Raw genomic sequence first — 21651 nt, 5'->3', positions numbered from 1 at the left:
CCTACCTCGGCACGAAGGAGAACGTCCACATCGGACGTCCGGGGATGAGCTACCCCGGCTCCACCGTGCTCGACGGCGACCGCAAAGTCGTGCACCGCGGTGAGTTCGAGGTCGAAACAGTACGAGGCGAGCACTACGTCCGGATGTACACCGCCGTGCTCGACCCGGCCGAGCACTCGTCGGACTTCAAGGACGTGCACCAGAACGCCGACGGCACCGTGGACGTCTTCGCGGGCCGCAGTGGACAGACGTTCTGGGTCGGCGGCGGCCGGCCCATGCGTGCGGTGCAGTGGGCCGCCAAGTACGAGCACGACACGAACCGCAGCGGCGACATGCAGCCGGTGCTGCGCTCGTTCCTGGTGCCGCTCAAGACGTTCAACCAGGTCAGCCGCGAGGCCACGGTCGAATCGCGGTCCAAGGACAACACGCTGGCGATGAACGTCGACCAGTCCGGCGACACCAACCAGTTCGGCCTGCGCGGCGAGCACTTCGAGCAGATGCGCGACAACGCGCTCAAGGGCTCACTCGTCACCTACGCCCCGAGCGGCAAGGACTACAAGCTCCCTGACCTGGCCGGACGCCGCGAGGACATCTCCGACCTCTACGTCCGCCTCGGCCTGAACCCCGGCTTCGACTCGGCCGGGCTCGGCCGCGAGAACGACCCCTGGTTCAGCTGGAGCAAGGAGAACAAGTACTTCCGCAACGACCCCGCCGAGTTGCGCACGCTGGCGAAGACCCTGGGCGACCACTACCACACGTGGAAGGGTTCGCCGGAGGCGTACTTCACCCCGCGCAACGACTCGATCCCGGACGTGACCAGCCGGCCGGCGAGCGATTCGCAGGAGCAGCGGCAGCAGGACCTGAACGTCTTCCTCAACACCCACGGCCCGTCCGGCCAGGTGGTCGGGCAGCTCACCGACGGCATCGGCCACGCGCTGAGCACGGCCGTCGATGCCGGGCCGCACACCGTGCCGCTGGACGGCGGGGCGGTCCGGGACCACGTCCTCATCGAGGCGAAGAACCTCAACAACGCACTGACCACCGCGGTGACCAACCTCGTCCGCGAGCGGGCCATGGGGCCCGACGGCTTCGTCCCGCCCACCGCCCGGATCGACACGGTCGAGGGGCTGCGGGACGTGATGAACGACCCGTCCTTTGTGGACGAGGTGGCGAAGCGGTCCGCCGAGCAGATGGTGAACAACGCTGTCAACGCCATCGGCGCGACGCACGGCACGCAGGACTTCCGCGCCGGGCTCAGCACGATCGTCCAGGACGCGGTGAAGAGCCAGTTCGCCCTCACGGACGGGAAGTTCAGCCCCGAGGTCGAGAAAGGCTTCCAGAAGACCACCGGGTCGAAGCGGGGCTACTTCACCGGCCCCCGGGTCGACGTCATCGGCGGCGCGGTCTCCAAGCACCTCAAGGCCGACGGCAACATCGAGACACTGGTCCACAACACCGGCCTCGGCCTCGACCGGGACACGGTCAAGCAGCGCCTTTCCGACCACGTGGTGCCCTCGGCGGTGTCGGACGTGGCGAAGCAGAACTTCGTCGACGCCAGCCCCGACCAGCTGAAGGACACCTTCCGGAACGCGCTGCAGGGCGGCGCCGACCGGGTGCGCACGAGCCTGAACGAAGACCCGGTGCTCAAGTTCGTCCAGGGGAACGAGCGCACCCGCCTCGGCGACGCGGCCGCCCAGGTGATCAACGACCCCCACACGGTCGACCGGATCACCTTCACCCCCGTCACGCACGCGCAGGCCGACGCGTTCATGAACAAGGTGCCCGACTACGCCACCCAGGCGGAGATCGGCGCCGCCATCGCGACGGACGAGCGGCGGGTGAAGGCCGACTTCAACACCCGGGAGAACCAGCTCGACCCGTCGGGCTTGAAGGTCGAGTCGAAGACCTTCGAGAACGAGTACGGACGCTGGGGCGCGGACGCCGTCCAGGGCCACACCCGGCAGCACCCGGCCGGGGTTTTCGAACGGCACCAGCAGATCGGCCAGGCACTCAACACCACGATCGGCGACCAGCTGGCACGGCCGGACGAGCGGTCCGCCAAGACGATCCTCGACCAGCTGGTCCGCGAGGCCGACCGCGCCACCCCAGACCGCGCCACTCCAGACCAGCACGATTCACTGCGCCGGAAGTTCGACGAGGTCGTCAAGGCCGACCCGAAGAACCCGCGGTACCGCGCCGGCGACACGGCCAACCCGAACACCTTCGGCGAGCACGCGCAGATGGTCCTCAACCAGTACCTGCGCCTCACCCAGGGCCAGAACGACAACGGCCGCTTCGTCTCCAGGGACGCGCTCGCGAAGGCGATCCTGTTCCACGACATGGAGAAGGTGAACTCCAAGAACCAGTTCGGCGACGGGCAGGGGCGGCACGACCAGGAGCCGGAGCACCGTGGCGCCGTCGACCAGATGAACCGGCACGAAGGCCTGTGGGACAACAGCCGCGACTTCCGCATCGCGCGCGCCATGGTGGACGCCGACCCGTTCGGCTTCTACTTCCGTCCCGGCAAGGGCCTCGACGTCGAGGGTGTGCACGCGTTCGTCAAGGGCCTCGCCCACCAGGTCGGCAGCCCCCGCGGCGGCACCCCGACGGCGGTCGACGTCCGCAACCTGTTCAACGAGTTCCACGAGTACTACCAGGCGGACTTCTCCTCGTACTTCTCCGACAGCCACTTCGTGCACGAGCAGCACGGTGACGTCCGCTCGTTCGGAAAGCCGGCGCTTTCGGGCCTGCGGACCGGCCCCGACGGCAAGCTCGTCACGACCGACGACGGCCACCGGTTCGCCTACCTCGACGACAACAAGGGCAAGGGCACCAAGCAGTCGTACGAACAGAAGTACCGTGACCTGCGGGACCGCTTCGACCAGGACGTGGCGAAGGAGGAGCAGGAGCGCGTTGTCTACGTGAACGACGACGGCGACCCGAAGACGGGAATCAGCCACGACTCGGACCGGGGCGTGCAGGCGGTCAAGGAGAGCAATCCCAACGCGAAGCCGTCCGCGCTCGCGCGGGTGCGCAAGCGGGACTTCACCGACGACGAGAACGGTGCGATCGACGACGCGCTGTCCCACTATTCGCCGATCATCGGTGAGCAGCGGGCGAACTCCAGCCGCGCCGGCGTCGACCAGGAGGTGCGCCACATCGGCGCGGTCAACTTCGGGCTGGAGCGGGGTGAACTGGCCTACGGCATGGGCGGCGAGTACATCGCTTCGCACCAGACGGTCAACCTCTACGCGCCCGCGACGCTCAGCCGGGAGTTCGGCGGCGGACGGCGCGGCCTCGAGGGCACCGTCGCCCACGAGCTGTCCCACGGCCTGCTCAAGTACGCGCTCGACGACTACGGCAAGCACGTCGGCTCGTGGAACGAGGACGGGTCCCCGAACCGCGGCCCCGACGCCGAGCCGCCGAGCGACTCGAAGGCCCGCACCGACCAGGCCGACTTCAAGGCCGCGCTCAAGTCGCACCTGCTCGACCGGCCCGGCCTGGAGCGGAAGGCGCCGCGGCGCGCCGAGTTCGTCGCCCAGCTGGCGCAGCAGCACCCGGATGTGTTCGCGCGGCAGGACAACGAGCTTTCCGGCCCTCGCGCCGAGCGCATCTACCAGGCTCTGAAGGACCGGCAGACCGACTTCAACGAGCACAGCGGCTACTGGGACCGTGACGGCTTCCCGTCGTTCACCGGCGAGCGGCCGATCACGAAGTACGGCGCGACCAACGTCAACGAGGACATGGCCGAGACGGCCAAGTACTACTTCCTCGACCCGGACAAGCTGCGCGCGGAGGCGCCGCACCGTGCCGAGTTCTTCGACCAGCTGATCGCTGGCTGGAAAAAGCCCGACAGCGTGCTCGTCGACGACAACGACAGCCACACTGACGACGATCAGCAGAACGAGCCCGACGACCGCGCGTTACGCGACCGCCTCCCCGAGTACGCGAGGGACGGCCAGGCCCTCGGCGCGCTGGTGCCGGTGGACGTGCGGGGCGCCAAGGACGTCGGCACCGCCATCGAACGCCTGATCCGGAACGCCGACCCCGGCCGCACCAATCCGCCGAAGCCGGTGGGGATCGACGCCATCACCGGCACGCTCGACGGCCCCGGCTTCGAGTCGTTCCTCGGCCAGGGCCGCAAGTCCATGGTGCGGGTCGGCGAGAAGTGGTACGAGGTGCACGTCAAGGCGGAGCCGGACCTTTCCGCCGTCGGCGCCGACCAGGTGACGAAGCAGCCGCACCCGACCATCGCCGACGTCAACGACCAGAACCAGGTCACGCACGCCCAGCCGCAGACCGACACGACCACGGGCACGGTCGGCACGTCGTACTTCGGGCTCTTCCCGGCCGGTCCCTACGCTTCGGTCGGGGCCACCGCGCAGCTCGCGTCGCCGTCGGTGGAGCACACGTCCACCGTCACCGGCACCGAGCAGCGGGTGATCCGCTCGGCCGGCGACGTCGACCGCGCCGACGTCGGAGTCAAGTACACGATCACCGTCTCCGATCAGAACGGCGGCCACACTGGGTCCACAGTGGATGGTCAGGTTTCGTTGCTGCTGTCGCAGGACTTGGCCAACCTGAAGCCGCACGAGACGCAGGGGCCGCCCACTCCGCCGAAGAACGACTGGTCCGAGCAGATCGAGTTCCTCACCCCCGAGGCCGTGATCTTCGACGAGCAGAGCCTGTTCAACCAGGTCAGTGGGCTGCTGCACCCGTCGGTCACGAAGTTCGGCGCGCCCGGCCGGGGCGCGCTGCAGGACTTCGTCAGCCGCGGCGGCGTCCGCGGGGTGCTCGGCACGGCGCTGCAGGGCGGCCCGGTGGTGTCGAACGACCTGCTGAGCCCGCACGGCAGCCACCGCGACGCCGTCCAGCTGCAGGCGCGGCCGAAGGACGTCGAGCTGGTCGGCGTGGTGCCGGGCGACTCCGAGCTGCGGTTCAACGACTCCTCGGTGAACGGTGGCAGCACCGCGGCGGCCTCGAAGTCCGGGCTGGACGTGAACGGCATCTTCGGCGGCGGCGCCTACATCCCCGGCGCCGTCGGCGGGGTCGGCGGCGTGGCCGGCAGCGCTTCGGCGAAGGTCACCCAGACCTCGACGAGCGGGACCAGCGTCACGGCCAAGTCCACGGTCAACGCGAAGGGTGACGTCGGCCTGTACAAGGTCAAGGTCGACGTCGAGGTCACCACTGCGAGCGGCGAGAAGGCGACCGTCGAGGCCACCGCCTACGTCCGGATGGGGCTGCCCGAGGCCAAGGCGCAGGGCCTGCCGGTGCCGGACGGCACCCGGGACAAGTTCACCGACGTCGGCAAACGCCACGAGCCGCCGTACCTCGCCTCGGCCGTCGCGGCGGGCCAGGTGCGCCCCGGTTCGTTCACCCCGGCCGCGAAGGTGCAGCCGCAGATCGAGAACGCGCTGCGCGACCGGCCCGGGTTCGCGAAGTTCCTGCCGCGCTGGGACAAGTTCCAGAGCGACACCAAGGGCTCCACTCGTGACGTCGCGGAGCGGCTCGCGAACCTGCGCAAGCTCACCTCGGCGTTCTCCCCGGGCGCGCTTCGGTCCAAGATGGACAGTCTGCTCGGCCCGGGTGTTTCGGTGCAGCTGAAGCGCCGCGGGCTGTTCACCGACGAGTACATCAACGTGACGGTGAAGGCCAAGATCGGGCCGGGGGAGCACCTCGGCCAGGCCACCGGTCGCTCGGTCAAGGGCTCGATCGCCACCAGCCCGTCGCTGAACAGCGCCACGACCACGGAAAAGGGCTGGTCCGCGGGCCTCGAAGGCCGCGTGATCATCCCCGCCGCCACCGCCGTCACGTCGCTGGGCGTCAGCCCGACGGTCACGCCGGTGCAGTACTCCGACACCACCACCTGGAAGAACACCGGCGGCCCGACCGTCACGACCACCACGTCCGCGGGCGGCAGTCCCGACTCGCAGGTCTTCAAGCACGACGTCGAGTTCGAGGTCGAGGTCACCAGCTACACCCGCAACCGCCCGTGGGTGAAGCGGCTGACGCCGGGCTCGCCGTTCCGCGTCACGCCGACGGTGTCCACAGTGGCCAAAACCGGCGACAACGGCGGGGTCTCGCTGCCGAGGATCTCCGGCAAGGTCGACCTGTGGGTCAACGACGGCTCGGCGCTGAAGAAGGACCCCGCGGAGTTCGCGCCCGGCAAGTCGGGCACCATCGCGCTCACCCCGTCCGAGACGCCGCGCATCGACGACCTGGCGGGCTCGCGGCAGCCGAACCCGCCGAAGTTCCTGCACGTGGAGGCCGTCGCCAACACCGAGGTGCTGCGCGACGAGGCGTTGCGGCAGCTGCAGCGCGCGGCCGGCGGCGACGCGGTGCTCGGGCTGCCCGGCGGCGAGGCCCGCAAGCGCGTGGACCGGATGTTCTCGCCCGAGACGTTCCGAAGTGGACTGCCGCGGTTCCTGAGCCAGGGCGCGCAGTCCGGCGGATTCCGGTACGAGCGCCGGGTGGCCGACCGCGTCGGCGGCCTCGGCATGGGGATGTCGCTGAGCAACCCGAAGCTGGTCGTCACGTCCGACGCGGGCGGCAGCGACACCACGTACGCGGGTGGTGGCAAGGCGGGTTACGAGAAGTCGCACAAGCAGTCCATCGAGGCGAACGCGCAGCTCGGCCTCACGATCCGGCCGGACGGCAGCGACACCCACGGCCAGGGCCAGCTCTACGGCTCGCTCAAGTGGAGCCCGTGGGTCCGCACCTCGGGCAGCTCGAAGGAGCTGAGCGCGAGCGTCGACCACGTCAACCGCGCGCCGTCGAAGAGCCGCACGGTGCTGGTGCAGTACGACGCCGACGTGCGGCTGGTCGCCGAGAGCCGCCAGGAGTCCCTGGTCAACGGCTCGACCTCGCGCTCCGGCGCCGACGTCAAGCTGCCCGGCGCGGTGTTCGTGCGGATGACCGAGGACCAGGCCCGTGAGCAGGGCCTGCTGCCGGCGCTGGAGCCGCGCACGGCCCCGCCCGGCGAGCTGACCAGCCCGGCGCTGGTCGGCGCGCAGTCCAGCTCGCTCGGCGCGGCGGTGGTCGAGAACGCGCCGGACCTCTCGCAGCTCGTCCGCGACGCCCGCGCGCAACTGGGCCGGACCGGGGACAAGCTGCTGCCGAAGTCGGTGCTCGACGACTCGATGAACAACCTGCAGCGGATGCTCGACGTCGCCTCGCCGGAGAGCGTCACGTCCCTTGTGGACAGTGCGCTCGACGGTGGTGTGCCGCTGGTCCTGCACGACGCGGGGATCCTCTCCACCGACAGCTACCAGGTGCTGCTCAAGGGCACGGTCACCGACAGCGAGTTCCTCGACGTGGTGCATGACGGCGGCGAGGTCGACCACGTCGTCAACTCGACCGGGACCGCCAAGGAGAACGCCGGGCACGGCTCGTCGTACGGCGGCCAGTTCCGCGGCGCCGGGCGCGGCCTGTTCCAGAGCAACCCGTCGAAGACCAGCGGTTACGACGGCGCGTACGCCGCGATCTCCGGCACGAAGTCCAAGAGCGACCAGACGGTCTCCACGGACACCACGACCACGGCGCAGACCGCGTCGGCGAGCGGCCCGGCCGTGCGTCACCGGCACCAGGTGCGGTTCGAGCTGGTGGTGCAGCGCGGCGGGCGGACGTACCCGATCGCCCACCAGGACACGCGGCTGACCGTGCGTTCTTCGGCCGACGACCAGAAGATCAGCGCCCAGAACCAGCCCGCGCGGACCGCGTACGCCCCGCGCACCACCGAGCTGACGGCCGCCGACGCCACCCTGGAGCGGCTCACCGAGTGGCAGCAGCAGGGCACGGGCACGCTGCCGCGTTCCGCGCTCGTCGAAGGTCTGCGCGGGGCGGCCGCCGTGCGCGCCGGCGCCGTTCGCGCGCTGCGGCTCGCGGGCGCGGGTGACGGCCTGACCGGCCCGGGCACCGGCGCGAACAACACCCTCGTCTCCTCGGTGACCAACGAGATGCTGCAGGCCAACCTGCCCGGCATGGTCGACCGGCCGCTGGAGGCGCCGGAGCTGCACGAGGCCGCGATCTTCAAGAACGGCCACGGCGGCGTGAAGGTGTACGCGCGGCTGGTCAACCCGGACCTCACCGGGCTGAGCGACTCGGTCAAGCTGGAGCGCTCCGACCAGGCCACCACTACGTTCACCGGCGAGGCCAAGCAGACGGTCAGCGGCGAGAACCAGTACAACCTCGGCAACGGCGGCCTCACCGACCCGGACAAGAACGCGCACTCGTGGGGCGGCGTCGACGGCCGTTCCCCGGTCGGCGTCTCCGACCCGACGTCGAGCACGGCCGGCGGCCAGCGCTCCGTGGTCGACAAGCCGAAGGGGCGCACCGGGCTCGTCGGGTTCGACGTCGAGTACCGCGTGGTCGCCGACCTCGGCAACGGCCGGACCGGCGCGGTCGAGGTGCGGGTGCCGGCCTCGACGCTCGTGCGGATGTCGGACGCGGACCTCGAAAAGCTGCTGGGCGAGGCGCTGCCGGATTCGCTGACCAAGGCGCAGGACGCGGTGAAGGACGCGGCCACCGAATGGCGCACCGCGGAGGAGGCCGTCGAGACGGCCCAGCGCGAGGCCGACGACCGGTGGCTCGACCAGCGCGACAACGTGAAGACGCTGGCCAAGGGCGCCGGCGACCTGCAGGTCACCGTGGCCGCCGACCCGGTGCGCGATCTGCGCCAGGCGCTCACCGACGCCGAGAACGACGCCCGGGACGCGGGCCGGACCCTGCGGGACGGCAACACCGAGATCACCCGGCAACAGGACGTCGCCGCCCAGGCGCTGACGATGGCCGCTGCGACCGACGAGGGTTCGCCCGAGCGCCAGGCCCTGCTGGACCAGGTCACCCGGGCCGAGCAGCGGATCCAGGACATCCGCGGCGGGCAGCCCGCGCTCGTCCGGCAGCGGCAGGAGGCGCAGGACCGCGCCGCGCGGCTGGCCGGTGTGCTCGACGACTACCGCAACGACAACTCCGACCACACCGCCCGGCGAGACAGCTCGCTCGAGGATGTCCGGCAGGCCCGGGAGAAGGCCGACGAGGCGCGCCGGAAGTGGTGGGACGCCAAGCAGGAGGTCGACTGGCGGCTCGACACGCACCTGTGGCCGCGTCCGCGGTTCGTGTCTACTTTGGACCCGAATGCGGTGCGGACGCCGGCGACGAACGTCCAGCCGCAGGTGATCCGGCGCAAGCCGGTGCCGCAGCCGACGACGCACGTGATCCCGCGGAAGCCCGTGCCGCAGCCGACAACGCAGGTGATCCCACGGAAGCCGGTGCCGCAGCCCAGCACCACCACCGCGGGACCGTCGACCGAATCGCACCGTGACGGCACCGTCGAGGCACGCGACACCGGGCCCGCCACGATCTCCGGCTGGGACGCCGGCTCCGGCCGCCCGTACGACTTCGACGTCTCCGAGATCGAGCAGCACCAGGTCACCGACCGTTCGGGCAAGGTCGTCGCGGTCTCGTTCCTGCCCGCATCGGAGCAGACCTCGGGTGTGGAGCACGACTGGGTGGCGGACAACTCCGGCACGGTCAGCACCCTCGACGAGGGCGTGACGCCGGACCGGTTCGACCCGGTGCTGCGGGACGCGCGTGACAACGGGACCACCCCGGACCTCAACGGCCGTCGTTTCGGCGAGTGGGCCGAGCAGTCGGCGGCGCCGTGGGGCGGCAAGGACTCCGGGGACACGTTCTTCGTGTTCGCGCACGGCCGTCCGCAGTCGGTGAAGCTGACGCTGCTCGGTGGCCGGACCGTACGGGTGGACGGGGCCGCGTTCGCGCGGATCGTGGCGAACTCCGGGCCGTTCGGGCAGGCTGGGCCCAAGTCGTCGGTCACGCTTATCGCCTGCGGCACCGGCCAGACCGACGGCCCCGGCGGCGTCGCGCACGACTTCCAGCGCGCCCTGAACGAACTCGACGGGCCGACGACCGTGCACGCGCCCACCAAGCCCGCGCTGTTCGGCCGCGACACCTCGACGCTCGGCCGGGCCGTGGGCGCGACCGGCGGGTTCACCGCGGTCACCGACGGCGGGCACTTCCGGACCTTCGGCGGCCGCCCCGGCGACGAGGCCATCGTCGGCCTCGTGCACGAGCTGGAGCAGGGACACCACGCCGAGCTGCCCGACGGGCCGATCCCGTTGTCCGACCACGACGGCACCCTGGCGCTGACGTCCACTGTGGAGAGTCAGCTCGCGGACGAGGTCACCCGCACCGGCGAGCTGCGGCTCACTTCCGTGCAGGACCTGGTGGCCCGCCACGAGCGTCCGGACGTGGTCTGGTCGGCGGCGCTGACCCGGCTGGCCGGACGGCCGGACGTGGACGTGCATGCGGTGGTGGACACCCGGCGCGACCCGGAGACCGGACAGTGGTCGCGCACGCCGCTGCCGCCGATGGCGCGCGGACTCCTGACCGTGACGGGGAAGGGCAGCTGGGGCGAGCACGAGCTGTCCCGGCCGGCGCGGCTCAACCCCGCGTGGAGCACCGGCCCGGCGCGCGAGACCACCACGACGAGCCCCGACGCCCGTCACTACGCCGAGACCCTCGTCGAGCACCACCTCGACGGCGCGCCGTTGCCGCCGGTCACGGTGCCCGCCGACTTCGCGGACCGGTTCAAGGCCGACGTCACGCGGCTGCTGGACGAGCGGTCGGTCGGCGACCTCCGGCCGTCGCTCGACGACCTGGTGCGCCCGGACCACACGCGGCTCACCGGCGAGTTCGAGGGCGAGCCCTTCGAGTTCGCGCCCGGTTCCGTCACCACCACCGTGCTGACCGACCACACCGGCGCCGCCCGCGGGCTGACGTTCCTGGAACCCGCCGAGGCAGCCAAGGCGCAGGTCACCGAGCTGGGTGACGGCCGCACCTTCCTGGTCACCGGCGACGGCGACGAGACCCGCGTGAGGGTCTTCGTCACCGGCCCGGACGGCGAGCGACGCGCGGTGCTCGTGGACGGCCCGACACTCGCCCGCCTGGTCACGGCTTCGCCGGAATTCGTTGCGGCGAAACCGGGTTCGGTCACGCTGGTCCAGCCCGTCGCGGCCCGTCGCCACGCTTCCGGCGAGCTCGCGCACGACTTCCGGCAGGCGTTGGAGGAGGCGGGCGGCCCGTCGGTCGTGCACGAGCGTCCCGACACGCTCCGCGCCGCCGTCGACCATCGCCTGACCGAGCTGGTGTCCGTGCTGGCGCCGGGTCACGTGCTCACCCAGGACGGCGCCTACAGCTCGGCGAACGAGCTGGTGCGGGACCTGCGCACGGCCGCTGCGGACCGAGGGCCGGCGCCCGAGCACGCGCCGTTGCTGGGCCCGGACCTGTTCGGCCTGTACTGCGCGCCCGAGCCGCCGGAGTTCCTGCGCGGCCACGACTATCGCGGCCTCACCGCGGGCCAGGGCCTGGAGCTGCTGAACGTGCTCGACCTGGCCAAGGGCTACCAGCTCGGGTCCGAGCACACCGACCCGGCGAACCTGGCCGACAATCGCGAGTGGACGATCGAGACCGAACGCGAGGACGGGAAGCTGTCCGCGTGGGCGCCCGGTGACGTCGAGCCGCTCGCGAAGGTCACCGCGACACCGTTGCTGATGCACGCCATCTGGCTCGGCGGCCCGCTGCGCGACGCGGGCACCATGCACACGTTCCGGCAGAACTTCGGCGGCGCGGCCGACCGGCTGAACGGCAGCATCGTGCCGGTGCTGTGGACGGACGTCCCGCGGTGGCAGACCGACCTGGCCTTCACCACGGAGCCGCCCGCCGACGGCCCGGACCCGCTGGCCGACGTGCGCGACTTCGTGGGCTGGGCCCAGGAGCACGGGATCCAGCTGGTCAACGTCAACGAGGTGTTCACCAGCGAGAACCCGATGCTGCTGCAGGAGTTCTACAACTCCGAGGCGGTCAAGCAGGCCGGCCCGGGTTACGCCGCGGCGAGCGACATCCTGCGCATGGAGCTGATGCACCGCTTCGGCGGCCTGTACACCGACGGCGACAACGTGGTGCACAACCTCAACGACGTGATCCTGGCCGCCCAGTCCGACGAGGGTTACGCCACGCACCGCGTCGGGAGCAACATCGCGAACTCGGCGTTCACCATGTCCCAGGGGCACCCGTTCGCCCGCGCCTACCTCGACCAGCAGCGCGACAACTACGGCCGGACGCAGAAGAACCTGATGCCCGCCGCGGTCAACGCGCTCGGGCAGGAGTTCTTCGCCACCCCGCTCGGCCGGGTGCACCGGAACTCGATCATGCACCGCACCGGGCCGGAGGCGCTCTCGCGCACCGCGCGGCGGATCGGGCTGCCGTCCGCGCAGCACCTGCCGGGCATGTCCGAGATCCGGATGAACAGCGATGCCAGCTGGCTCAAGCCGCCGCCCGCGGGCGAGTCCGCGCCGCCGTCGCCGGACCGCGGCGAGACGCTGGAGCTGACCAAGCGCGTGGTGCAGACGTTGGTGCGCGGGCTGTACAACCGCGAGGGTGACCTGCACCTGACCGCGGTCGAGTCCGCCGTGAACCGGCATCCGGAACCGGGCCTCGTCTGGCACGCGGCGCTGTCCTACCTGGCCGCGGACCCGGAGCTGGCGCCGCTCGTGCGCACGGTCACCGACCAGCGCAGCTACACCGGCGAAGTCCACGACGTGCCGCTGCCGCCCGCCGCGCGTGCCCTGCTGGACGTCGACCCCAGCCGCGTGCACCGCAACCTCGGCGAGGTTCAGCGCGTCGCGACGATGCGCGAGCCGGGCGCCGTGCTGGTGTCCGATGTGGACACTCCGCTTGAGGTCGCCGCCGAGCGGCTGGCCCGCGCGCTCGTCGAGGCCGACGACCGGGGCGAGCCGCTGACCCCGATCCACGTGACCGGCACCGGGCCCGACGCCCGCGCCCGGGCCACGGAGGCCGCGAAGGAGCTGGCCGGGCACCTCGGCCGGGAGTTCGGCGAGTCCCGCCGTGACCTGCTCGCGCGGGTGCCGGTGAAGATCCGCGCGAGCGAGGGCGCTGTGGCTGGGGTGACCGTTTCGTTCCGGCCGGAGCACGGCACGGCGGTTGAGGTCGACCTCGGCCGCCCGCGTGCGGCCACGCCCGAGCCGACCGCTTTCCCCGGCCTCAGCGAGCCTGCCGACGCGGTGGCCCGCCCGTGGCAGCACGACGGGCGCACCATCGGCGTGCACTACACCGACGCTCTGGCCGGCCAGCAGTCCTTTGTGTTCGATGCTCTCCCGCGGGTCGAGAGCGAAGACATGGCGCTCGTACACGACTTCACCGAGCAGTTGCGCGCCAACGGTTTCGACCTGCCCCAGCACCTCGGCACCGATTCCCTTGCCCCCGAGTCGTTGGACGAGCTCCCCAGCGTTTCGTACCTGGTGTCCGGCGATCACCCGTCGACCGCCGAGGACAAGCGGGTGCTGGCGGAGCTGTCGCACGCCGCGGAGCTGGATTGGTGGTACCGGCCGCCGCTGCCGTCCGGTCCGGTGCCGCTCGAGGACCGCGCCGCCACGGTCAAGCTGCTGAGCGGGGTGCTCGGCAAGCTGCGCCGTTCCGCCGTCCCGGCGCTCGACCTGACCGCGGTGGCCGCCGACGTGGCCCGCCACGAGCGTCCCGACCTGGTCTGGAGCGCGGCGCTGGAGCTGGCGACGACGTCGAAGACCATCACCAGCGGCACGCGTTACGTCATCGACCGCCGCCTGGACCCGGCCACCGGCCGCTGGTCGCCGGTGGAGCTGCCCGAGGCCGCGCGCGAGCGGTTCACCGTGACTGGCAAGGCGGTCTGGCACGAGGGCGCGGTGTACCGCCCGGTGCGGCTGCACGCCGAGCCCGGCCGGCTGCGGGACCTCGACGAGCGGCCGCCCGCGCCGTTGCCGCTCACCGACGAGCGAGCCGAAGCGACCGTCGCGCGGTGGGTCGCGGAGTCCACTGTGGAGCGAATGGCGGACGGCCTGCCCGCGCCGTGCGTCGCCGTGAGCGGCACGGCCGAGGTGCGCGACCGGCTCGTGGCGCGGATCCAGGCCGATCTCGCCGCGCTGTCGCCCGCCGGGGTGACGGCGGCCGCCGAACTGGTGACCGTTTCGCCGGGTGATGACGCCGTGGCCACGATTTCGTTGCCGCTCACGCCGTCCCCGGCCACGCTGTCGCCCGCCGAGACCGCGGTGGCTGTGGGCGTGGCGGAGGAGTACACGCTGCTGCAGCTGCACGGCGTGACCGACACGTTGCTCGGCAAGGACAACCCGGCCGCCGTCGGCGCGCTGCTGGACGTGGCCGCCGAGGTCGCGGGTGGCACCGACGTCGGCCAGGCCGCTGACGCCGTCGAGGTGCTCGACCGGCACGGCGCCCTCGACGCCGCGCTGTCCGCGCCGGGCGGACGTTCGTTGCTGCTCGGTCACTTCCGCGGGATTCTCGGCCGCCCCGACGCCGAGCGTTACGCGCGGGACCTCGCCACGGCCATCCGCAAGCTGGCGCCGGGCTCGCTCTCGCCGGATGTGGTGCGCGAAGCGGTGCGCGGCGCCCTGAACGGTTGGCGCGGCGACGAAGTCGGCGAGAAGGGCACGCTCGAACAGCGCGTGGAGCGGACTCGCGAGACGCTCTGGCTGATGCGGCGCTTCCGCGTCACGAACCTCGCGTGGCTCTACCGGTGGCGCATCGCCGCAGCCGTGCGACGCTACCAAGAGCAGGAGAAGACCGCTTCGGCTCAACAGGCGGCCCAGCTCGCGAAACTACCCGGAGGAGGCGCCGGCGATGACCGATGACCAGTGGGTACTGCTCGTCGACCCGGTGTGGCAGGTTTCCGCGGGTTTTGGTGCGGGTTCGGGTCTTGGCGCGGACTCGGACTCGGGCTCTGGCTCGGCCGCGCGTTCGGACTTGGGTCCGGCTGCGGGCTCGGGTCCGGCCACGCGCTCGGCATCGGCGACGGACTCGGGTCCGGCCACGGGCTCGGTATCGGCCGCGAGCCCGGCGTCGGCCTCGGGTTCCCCCAGGGACGGCGCGGCGGTGGCGACCCCGCCGTTGACGGCTGTGGTCGGCGGCTGGCTGGCCCGGGAGGACGGTTCCGTCGGCCGGTTCGAGGCGAACCCCGCCTACGAGCCGTCGGGCCCGGGCTCGCCGACCGACCCGCTGGACGCCGCGTTGCGCCTGGCCGCGCGTGAGGAAGCGGACTTCGACCAGGTCGCCGCGGTGCTGCGCGAGTCGGCGTTCTCGGTCGCCTTGGACGTCGACCAGGAGCCGCTCATCGCCCCGTCGCCCGACAACGTGCCGTGCCTGCTCGTGACGACTGCGCCGGCCCACCGCACCCGCGTCCGGGCCGCCGGCTGGCTCCCCGCGTCGGCCGCGGACCTGGTCCCGCTGCTGTCCGCCCGCGAGGGCACGGACCTGCTGCTGAACCCCGGTGCCCCCGGCTGCACCCGCTTGCTGGCCGACACCGTGCGTGCGGCAGTGAGCAGGATCGATTAGTGACGGATGACCCGCGGCGGTGCAGTGGTCGTGCTCACACCGATCACCTTCTGCCAGTTGTCCACGTGCACAACGATGTCAGCTCGTTCGGCGAGTTTGCCCAGGTAGACCTGACCGCTCCCGCGAAGATCCAACGCACGCAGGTGCCGCAGGAACCTCAGTGGCTCCAGTGAGGGCAGCGACTCGACTTCACGCAGGGCCAGGGAATCGAGGCTGTCCAACCCTTTGGCCCATTCGAGGTCGGCGACGGGGTTTCCTGACACCTCTAGCTGCTTCAGACTGTGCAAGCTGGCCAACCCATTCAGGTCGGCCTTCGGACAGGACACAAGAGAAAGTGTTCGCAACGTGCCAGACCAGTGAGACAGCCCGCGAATATCTCGCAGTCGGTCGCAATTGCGCAGTGTGAGCGTCCGCGGCCGGTTGAGGAAGAACAGCGGCGCGAGGTTGACAAGGTCGTGCACGTGGCCCAGCTCCAGCTCCTGGAGGTCAGGCAAGCCGGACAGCGCCACGAGTCGATCGCGCCGAAGTACCCAGTTCAGGGCCAACGAGTTGAGCCACGGCAGTGTCGCCAGCTCGGCCCAGCCGGAGGTGGGGCCTGCGGCACGCAATGAGCGGAGCCAGTCGACTGACGCCAGCGGTGAGAGATCGAGGCGATCGGGCGGCACGATCCCGGTGATCGTCAAGTGGGTCACCGTCGTCCCGGCCAGTGAGGTGAGGTCGTAGCCACCGTTGTCCCTTACATACAGATGCCGCAATCGGTGCAGGCGCGGGACGAAATCCAGCCGGCCGTAGCTGCGCTCGTGTTCGAAGCGACAGCTGAGTGAGGACAGGTGCTCGAGGTGCTCCAGCCCGGTCACCTGGTCGGGACTGGTGATGTTGAGGTGCCCGTCCACCAGCGGGGAACGGGCAAGCACTTGGCGGGCGTACTGCTCCCAGTCGAACCGTTGCCACGCCTTGACGAGTTCGTCCACGACTTGGGTATCGCAACTGGTGCCCAGCTGCGATAGCACTTCGAGTGCGCTGGGGCCGCCGATCAGCGAAGCCGTCCTGACGACGGCACAGGCACTCTTCGTCGATGTCGGGGCGATGTTGGTGAGCAGTTCGGTGACGTACTCGCCGGCCGACACCAGGTAGGTGACAGCAGCGAAGTCCTGAGGCGGAAGGAGCGCGCCCATTCGGCGCTGGATCTCCGCGCGGACATCTTTGCTCAGCTCGGGTGAGGTTTCCAGGCAGGCGACGGTGAGCAGGTCCAGTTTGGTTCGGGTCTGGGGGTCGGCTTCCCTGGTCAACAAGGCGGAAAGCAAGTGCTCGCGCTGCACGTTGTTGGCGTGGCCGACGGCGAGGAGAACGACCTCACGCCAGTCGTCCAGATGGGCCTTGTCAACGAGCACCCCGGTATCGTCTTCGGCCATCGCGGCGGCGGCCGCCAGGTATTCCTGGAACGTCCGGTGCAGGAAGTCGACCCGGCCGGGTACTGGTTCGCGAAGCACGCCACCGCGGTCGAGCAAGTACCGGTAGACCGCCCGGGTTCCTTCGACTACCTCGCCAATTGCGTGCAGCTTGTTGTCGATGATCCTCAGCACGTCTGCGTAGGCCGCGTCGCTGTGTCCATTGCGGACGAGCCAGTAGGCGATGTGGCTCAGTAGGGCCATCTTTTGCCGATAGGCGAGCTTGATTCCGTCGTTGACTTTCCTCTCGGCATCACGACGGTCCAGCAGCATCTTCAGTGCTACTTGGTAGAGCTCCATCCTGTTCTCGGGTAAATGGCCCTCGTTCTCATGATGCAGGGCACAGAGCAGGGCGCACAGTAGGGGATTTTCCGCCAGGCGGCGAAGCGCCGAACGCTTGCCGAGAGTGGTGAGGAAGCTGTGCCGACGCTCGTCCAGGTCGACGAGTGCTTCGTGGTCGGCAGGCATCGCGTCGTGCCATCGGACCACAAAGGTCCGCACGTCCGCAGGCGTCATCGGTTGGAGCGATACTTCGAGAAAGCCCTCCGAACCTAGCCAATTGGCCGGCACCGCTGCCGGACGGGTTGTGATCACGTAGCGGGCCCGCGGGAAGGTCGTGACCAGCTGAAGAAGCCATTCGTGAACGTCGGCGCGGCGTTTGTCGGGTAGCTCGTCGATACCGTCGATGAGCAGGACAGCCGTACCGTTACGCAGTTGCTCGGTTACCCAGCCGGGGGGCATTTCGTCGGCGATATGGCGTCCGACTACGTCCAGGAACCTCTTTGGTGATGGCAAGTCCTCCTCGGCGTACCGCCGCAGCCGAACCAGGAACGGGGTCAGTCCTGCCCAAGTGTCCGTTTCGTCCAGACGCCCAGTAGCCGCGGCGACGGCGATCCACTGGAGCAGCGTTGTCTTGCCGGACCCGGCCTCGCCGCGCAGCAGGATTCGGTTCGAGTGAGGCAGAACCTCTTCAATGCGATCCGCGGACCGCAGTGCGCTGCTTGTGGTGGGATCCGCGGTGACGCTGAGGCTGAGATAGGCCACCGACAGGGGGTACAGCCGGGTGGCGCGAGTCAGGCCCGCGCCGTACAGCGCCATGCGGTCGAGCGTGGTGACAACCTGTCGTCGGTAGTCCGCGGCGAAGTCCTCTGGTGATCGGCTCGCGGGCAGCGTGGTCAGGACGTTCTGGACGGCGGAAAGGATCTCCGTCTCCCGGCGAAGCAGGGTGGGCAGTGCTTCGTTCTGCAACCCGGGAAGCGTGCTCGTTAATTGGATGACATAGGCGCAACACTCGCGGAGCACCCTGTGATAGAACGCCTCTGCCGCGCCGGCCAGGAACGCGCGGTCCGGAGCCCCTGGAAAGGTGTGCACCAGATGTCGGTATAGAAATCCCGCGTCAAGGTCGGCGTCGAAGAGGTCATCATGGGTCAGCCTGGCCTGTTCGAACGTTTTCCGGACGCAGTCGATGGCCGCCTGCTGCTCGTTCTCCTCGAGCGTGCGGAATTCGACTTCCAGCAGCGGCAGCATTCGAGCCGCGACGCGGTCTTCGATGTTCTCGAAAAGTAGCCTCGTCCTGCGCTTTTCATTGAGACCGGTCGCCTGCTTCTGCAGGATGTCAAGCGCGCTCGCCGAAACATCGGCCGCGACGCGACGGTCCCCCAGCCACAACTTGGCAGCCGATTTGACCACAGCCGATACCAGCGCAATGGCGGATGCTTCCCATGCAGCCATGTTTCCCCTCTCCCCGGGGGAAGCGTAACGGGGAAGTCGTCGACCCCTGCGTAAGCCCGGCAATTCGCCGGCTGCATGTTCTCCACGCCGATCACGTCCAGTCGAGACTCAACCGACTTCCTCCTGTGCCCGGACCCGGGATCGGGAGAACACGAGCGTCACCACAAAACCGAGCACCAGCGCGACAAGCACACCGAGGTTCGCGAACGCCCACGAGCCGCCGAGGCCGAACGGCTCCAGCAGGTAGCCCTGCCAGTGCAGCCAGCTCGCCGACGCGTTGGTCACCAGGCCCCAGCCCAGCGCCGTCGCGACGACGATCAGCGTGATCGGGCCGAGGCGGACGTCGCCGTAGCGGCCGCGCGGGTCGAACAGGTCGGCCTCGGCGTAGTCGCGGCGGCGCAGCAGCACGTCGGCCAGCATCACGCCGCACCACGCGGCCACCGGCACGCCGAGGGTGGTCAGGAAACCCTGGAACTGGCCGAGGAACGTGCCGCCGAAGAAGACCAGGTAGATGGTCCCGCCGATCATGATCACGCCGTCGACCAGCGCGGCGGCGTACCGCGGGATCCGCAGCCCGGCCGACAGGAGCGAAAGGCCCGACGAGTAGATGTCCAGCACCGCGCCGCCGACCAGCCCGAGCACGGCGACGATCGCGAACGGCACCAGGAACCACACCGGCAGGATCGTGGTCAGCGCGCCGATCGGGTCGGCCGCGACGGCCTGGTTCAGCTCCGGTGAGGACGCGGCCAGCAGCAGCCCGAACACCAGCAGCACCACCGGTGCCACGGACGCGCCGAACGTCGTCCACCCGACCACCCCGCGCCCGGACGCCCGCCGCGGCAGGTAGCGCGAGTAGTCCGCGGCCGCGTTGACCCAGCCGAGCCCGAAGCCCGTCATCAGGAACACCAGCGCGCCGATGAACTCCTGCGCCGAGCCCGCCGGCACCGCCGCGACGGCCGGCCAGCGCACGTGCCCGGCCACCAGCACCACGTAGACGATGGTGAGGAGGCCGGTGACCCAGGTGATGACGGTCTGCAGCCGCATGATCAGGTCGAAGCCCAGCACACCGCTGACCACGGTCAGCCCGGCGACCACGACCAGCGCTACGAGTTTCGTAGTCGTCCCGCCACCCCATCCGAGCCGCTCGAAGACGGTGGCGGTGGCCATGGTGGCGAGCGCCGTGAGGACGGTTTCCCAGCCAACGGTGAGAATCCACGAAATCGCGGACGGCAAGTGGTTGCCGCGCACGCCGAACGCCGCGCGCGAGAGCGTCATCGTCGGTGCCGAGCCGCGTTTGCCCGCCACCGCGATGAACCCGCAGAGCAGGAACGAGAAGATGATCCCGATCACCCCGGCGACGACCGCCTGCCAGAACGAGATCCCGAACCCCAGCGCGAACGAGCCGTAACCGAGCCCGAGGATCGACACATTCGCCCCGAACCACGGCCAGAACAACTGCCGCGGCCGCCCGCGCCGGTCGGCGTCGCCGATGACATTGATGCCGTGCGCCTCGACCTTCAGACGGCTGCGGCTGTCGCGGTTGTCGCTCTCGGGCGACTCCTGCCCGGTCCTGACCATGCCGACCGCCTATCCGAACCCGTCCTGGAACTCCGGCTCGGTTCATAGTGCCGCCAGAGACCAGGTCGTCGGTACTTGGACTGTGATCTGCGTCGTATGGGAACAACTAACTTGAGTCTAGTGTTGGCAACTTTGTAAGGTCCGACCAGGGCAGGTCAGGACCCTTCGAAGGAGGAACCAGACATGTTGATCCGGACCGACCCGTTCGCCCAGTTCGACCGGCTGACCCAGCAGGCCTTCCGCGGCCAGGGCACTTCCCCTCGCCCCGCCGCGATGCCGATGGACGCCTACCGCGCGGGTGACGAGTACGTGCTGCAGTTCGACGTCCCCGGCGTGGCCAGGGACTCGATCGATGTGAGCGTCGAGCGCAACGTCCTGACCGTGAAGGCGTCTCGCGAAGCCGGCTACGCCGAGGACGCCAAGGTGCAGGTCTCCGAGCGCCCGCGCGGCAGTTTCTCGCGCCAGCTCTTCCTCGGCGACACCCTCGACACCACCAACGTCGCCGCCGAGTACGTCGACGGCGTGCTGACCCTGCGAATCCCCTTCGCCGAGAAGGCCCAGCCCCGCAAAATCACCATCAACGGCGACCCGAAACAACTCGACGCCTGACAATCGACGCTTGGCACTCGATGTCTGGCACTAGCTGCCTGGCGAGAGTTTCGGCCCCGCTCGTCCACTGTGGTCTGTCTATTATGGTCAGTCCGCCACGGATGAGCGGGGCCGTTTCGCGCCCAGCGCGGCCCATCCAGCGTCCGGCGCGGCCCGCCTGACGCGGCCCGCCTGACGCGGTCCATCGGTCGCGGCCCATCTGGCGTCCGTCGCGGCTCGCCCTCTGCGGGCTGTCCGATCCGCCCTGAAGCGGTCAGCCTGGCGCACGGAGCGGGGCGCACGGAGCGGGGCGCGCGGCGCGGCTCGCCCCGTTTGGGCCAGCCTGCCCCGGCGCGGCCAGCCTGATCTCCGGCCCGGCCCGTCTGGTGCGGCCCATCTGGCGTTCGGTCCGGCCCGCGTGGCGCCGCCCATCTGGTGTCCGGCGCGGCCCTCCCGGTGCTGCCGGTCTTCTGACATCGCTCCAGCGGCCCCGTCGCCACCGGCACATCCACCCGACGTGACCAGCGCTGTGCCGCCCTCGCGGTTCGCCGCCTCCGCTTCCGCCTCTCGCCCCCGCCTCCCGGCGCCCGTCTCCACCCCGCCCCGTCGCCGCTTCCGCCGTCTCCCGCTTCTCCGTCCCCAGCTGAGCCGTCGTTGTCGAGCTGACTGATCATCCACAGCAAGCCTCGTGACCAGCACCGCAGCCAAACCCTCCACACCCCTCGTTGAGTTGTCCACAGGACCCTGTGGACAACCTGGGGACAAGGTGTGGAGAACCGCCACTCGTTCGGGTATCCACACCTGGGGACTAATGCAGGTGGACAACCCACTTGCACGAGCCCACTCGCCATCCACAGAGGCCGGGAACTCGTGCAGCGCGCACGTCGGAGTG

At 70.2% G+C, this 21651-nt stretch carries 5 protein-coding genes; 3 read left to right on the top strand and 2 right to left on the bottom strand.

Annotated elements, in window-relative coordinates; genetic code table 11:
- Window positions 1-44 precede the first annotated feature (44 nt).
- Both OG943_RS34690 and OG943_RS34685 read left to right on the top strand, forming a co-directional pair.
- Window positions 45-14714 carry a hypothetical protein gene (locus OG943_RS34690; RefSeq protein ID WP_328605144.1) on the top strand — a complete coding sequence of 4890 codons (14670 nt, stop codon included), beginning with the start codon at window positions 45-47 and terminating at the stop codon, window positions 14712-14714.
- Window positions 14704-15414, top strand: a complete 711-nt coding sequence (locus tag OG943_RS34685) for a type VII secretion system-associated protein (RefSeq protein ID WP_328605143.1) — start codon at window positions 14704-14706, stop codon at window positions 15412-15414. Before OG943_RS34690 ends, OG943_RS34685 begins: the two co-directional genes overlap by 11 nt.
- Here OG943_RS34685 and OG943_RS34680 read toward each other — a convergent pair.
- Both OG943_RS34680 and OG943_RS34675 read right to left on the bottom strand, forming a co-directional pair.
- Complete coding sequence (locus OG943_RS34680) at window positions 15411-18593, bottom strand: NACHT domain-containing protein (protein ID WP_328605142.1); 3183 nt, start codon at window positions 18591-18593, stop codon at window positions 15411-15413. The two genes, OG943_RS34685 and OG943_RS34680, sit on opposite strands and share 4 nt — an antisense overlap.
- A gap of 108 nt (window positions 18594-18701) precedes the next feature.
- Entirely contained in the window at window positions 18702-20171 is a 1470-nt protein-coding gene (locus OG943_RS34675; RefSeq protein WP_328605141.1) for a purine-cytosine permease family protein, read from the bottom strand.
- 183 nt (window positions 20172-20354) lie between these two features.
- Here OG943_RS34675 and OG943_RS34670 point away from each other — a divergent pair, with 183 nt between their 5' ends.
- Window positions 20355-20780 (top strand): Hsp20/alpha crystallin family protein, encoded by a 426-nt coding sequence (locus tag OG943_RS34670; RefSeq protein WP_328605140.1) that lies wholly within the window; start codon window positions 20355-20357, stop codon window positions 20778-20780.
- Window positions 20781-21651 lie beyond the last annotated feature (871 nt).

This window comes from Amycolatopsis sp. NBC_00345 (genome assembly GCF_036116635.1).
Lineage (GTDB): Bacteria > Actinomycetota > Actinomycetes > Mycobacteriales > Pseudonocardiaceae > Amycolatopsis.
Note: the sequence above shows the minus strand (reverse complement) of the source record. Positions and strands in the feature narration are given on the sequence as shown.

Excerpts from the sequence above, each read along its gene's own strand:
- OG943_RS34670 (WP_328605140.1), top strand. The coding sequence starts at position 20,355 with ATGTTGATCCGGACCGACCCGTTCGCCCAGTTCGACCGGCTGACCCAG.
- OG943_RS34680 (WP_328605142.1), bottom strand. The coding sequence starts at position 18,593 with ATGGCTGCATGGGAAGCATCCGCCATTGCGCTGGTATCGGCTGTGGTC.
- OG943_RS34685 (WP_328605143.1), top strand. The coding sequence starts at position 14,704 with ATGACCGATGACCAGTGGGTACTGCTCGTCGACCCGGTGTGGCAGGTT.
- OG943_RS34675 (WP_328605141.1), bottom strand. The coding sequence starts at position 20,171 with ATGGTCAGGACCGGGCAGGAGTCGCCCGAGAGCGACAACCGCGACAGC.
- OG943_RS34690 (WP_328605144.1), top strand. The coding sequence starts at position 45 with ATGAGCTACCCCGGCTCCACCGTGCTCGACGGCGACCGCAAAGTCGTG.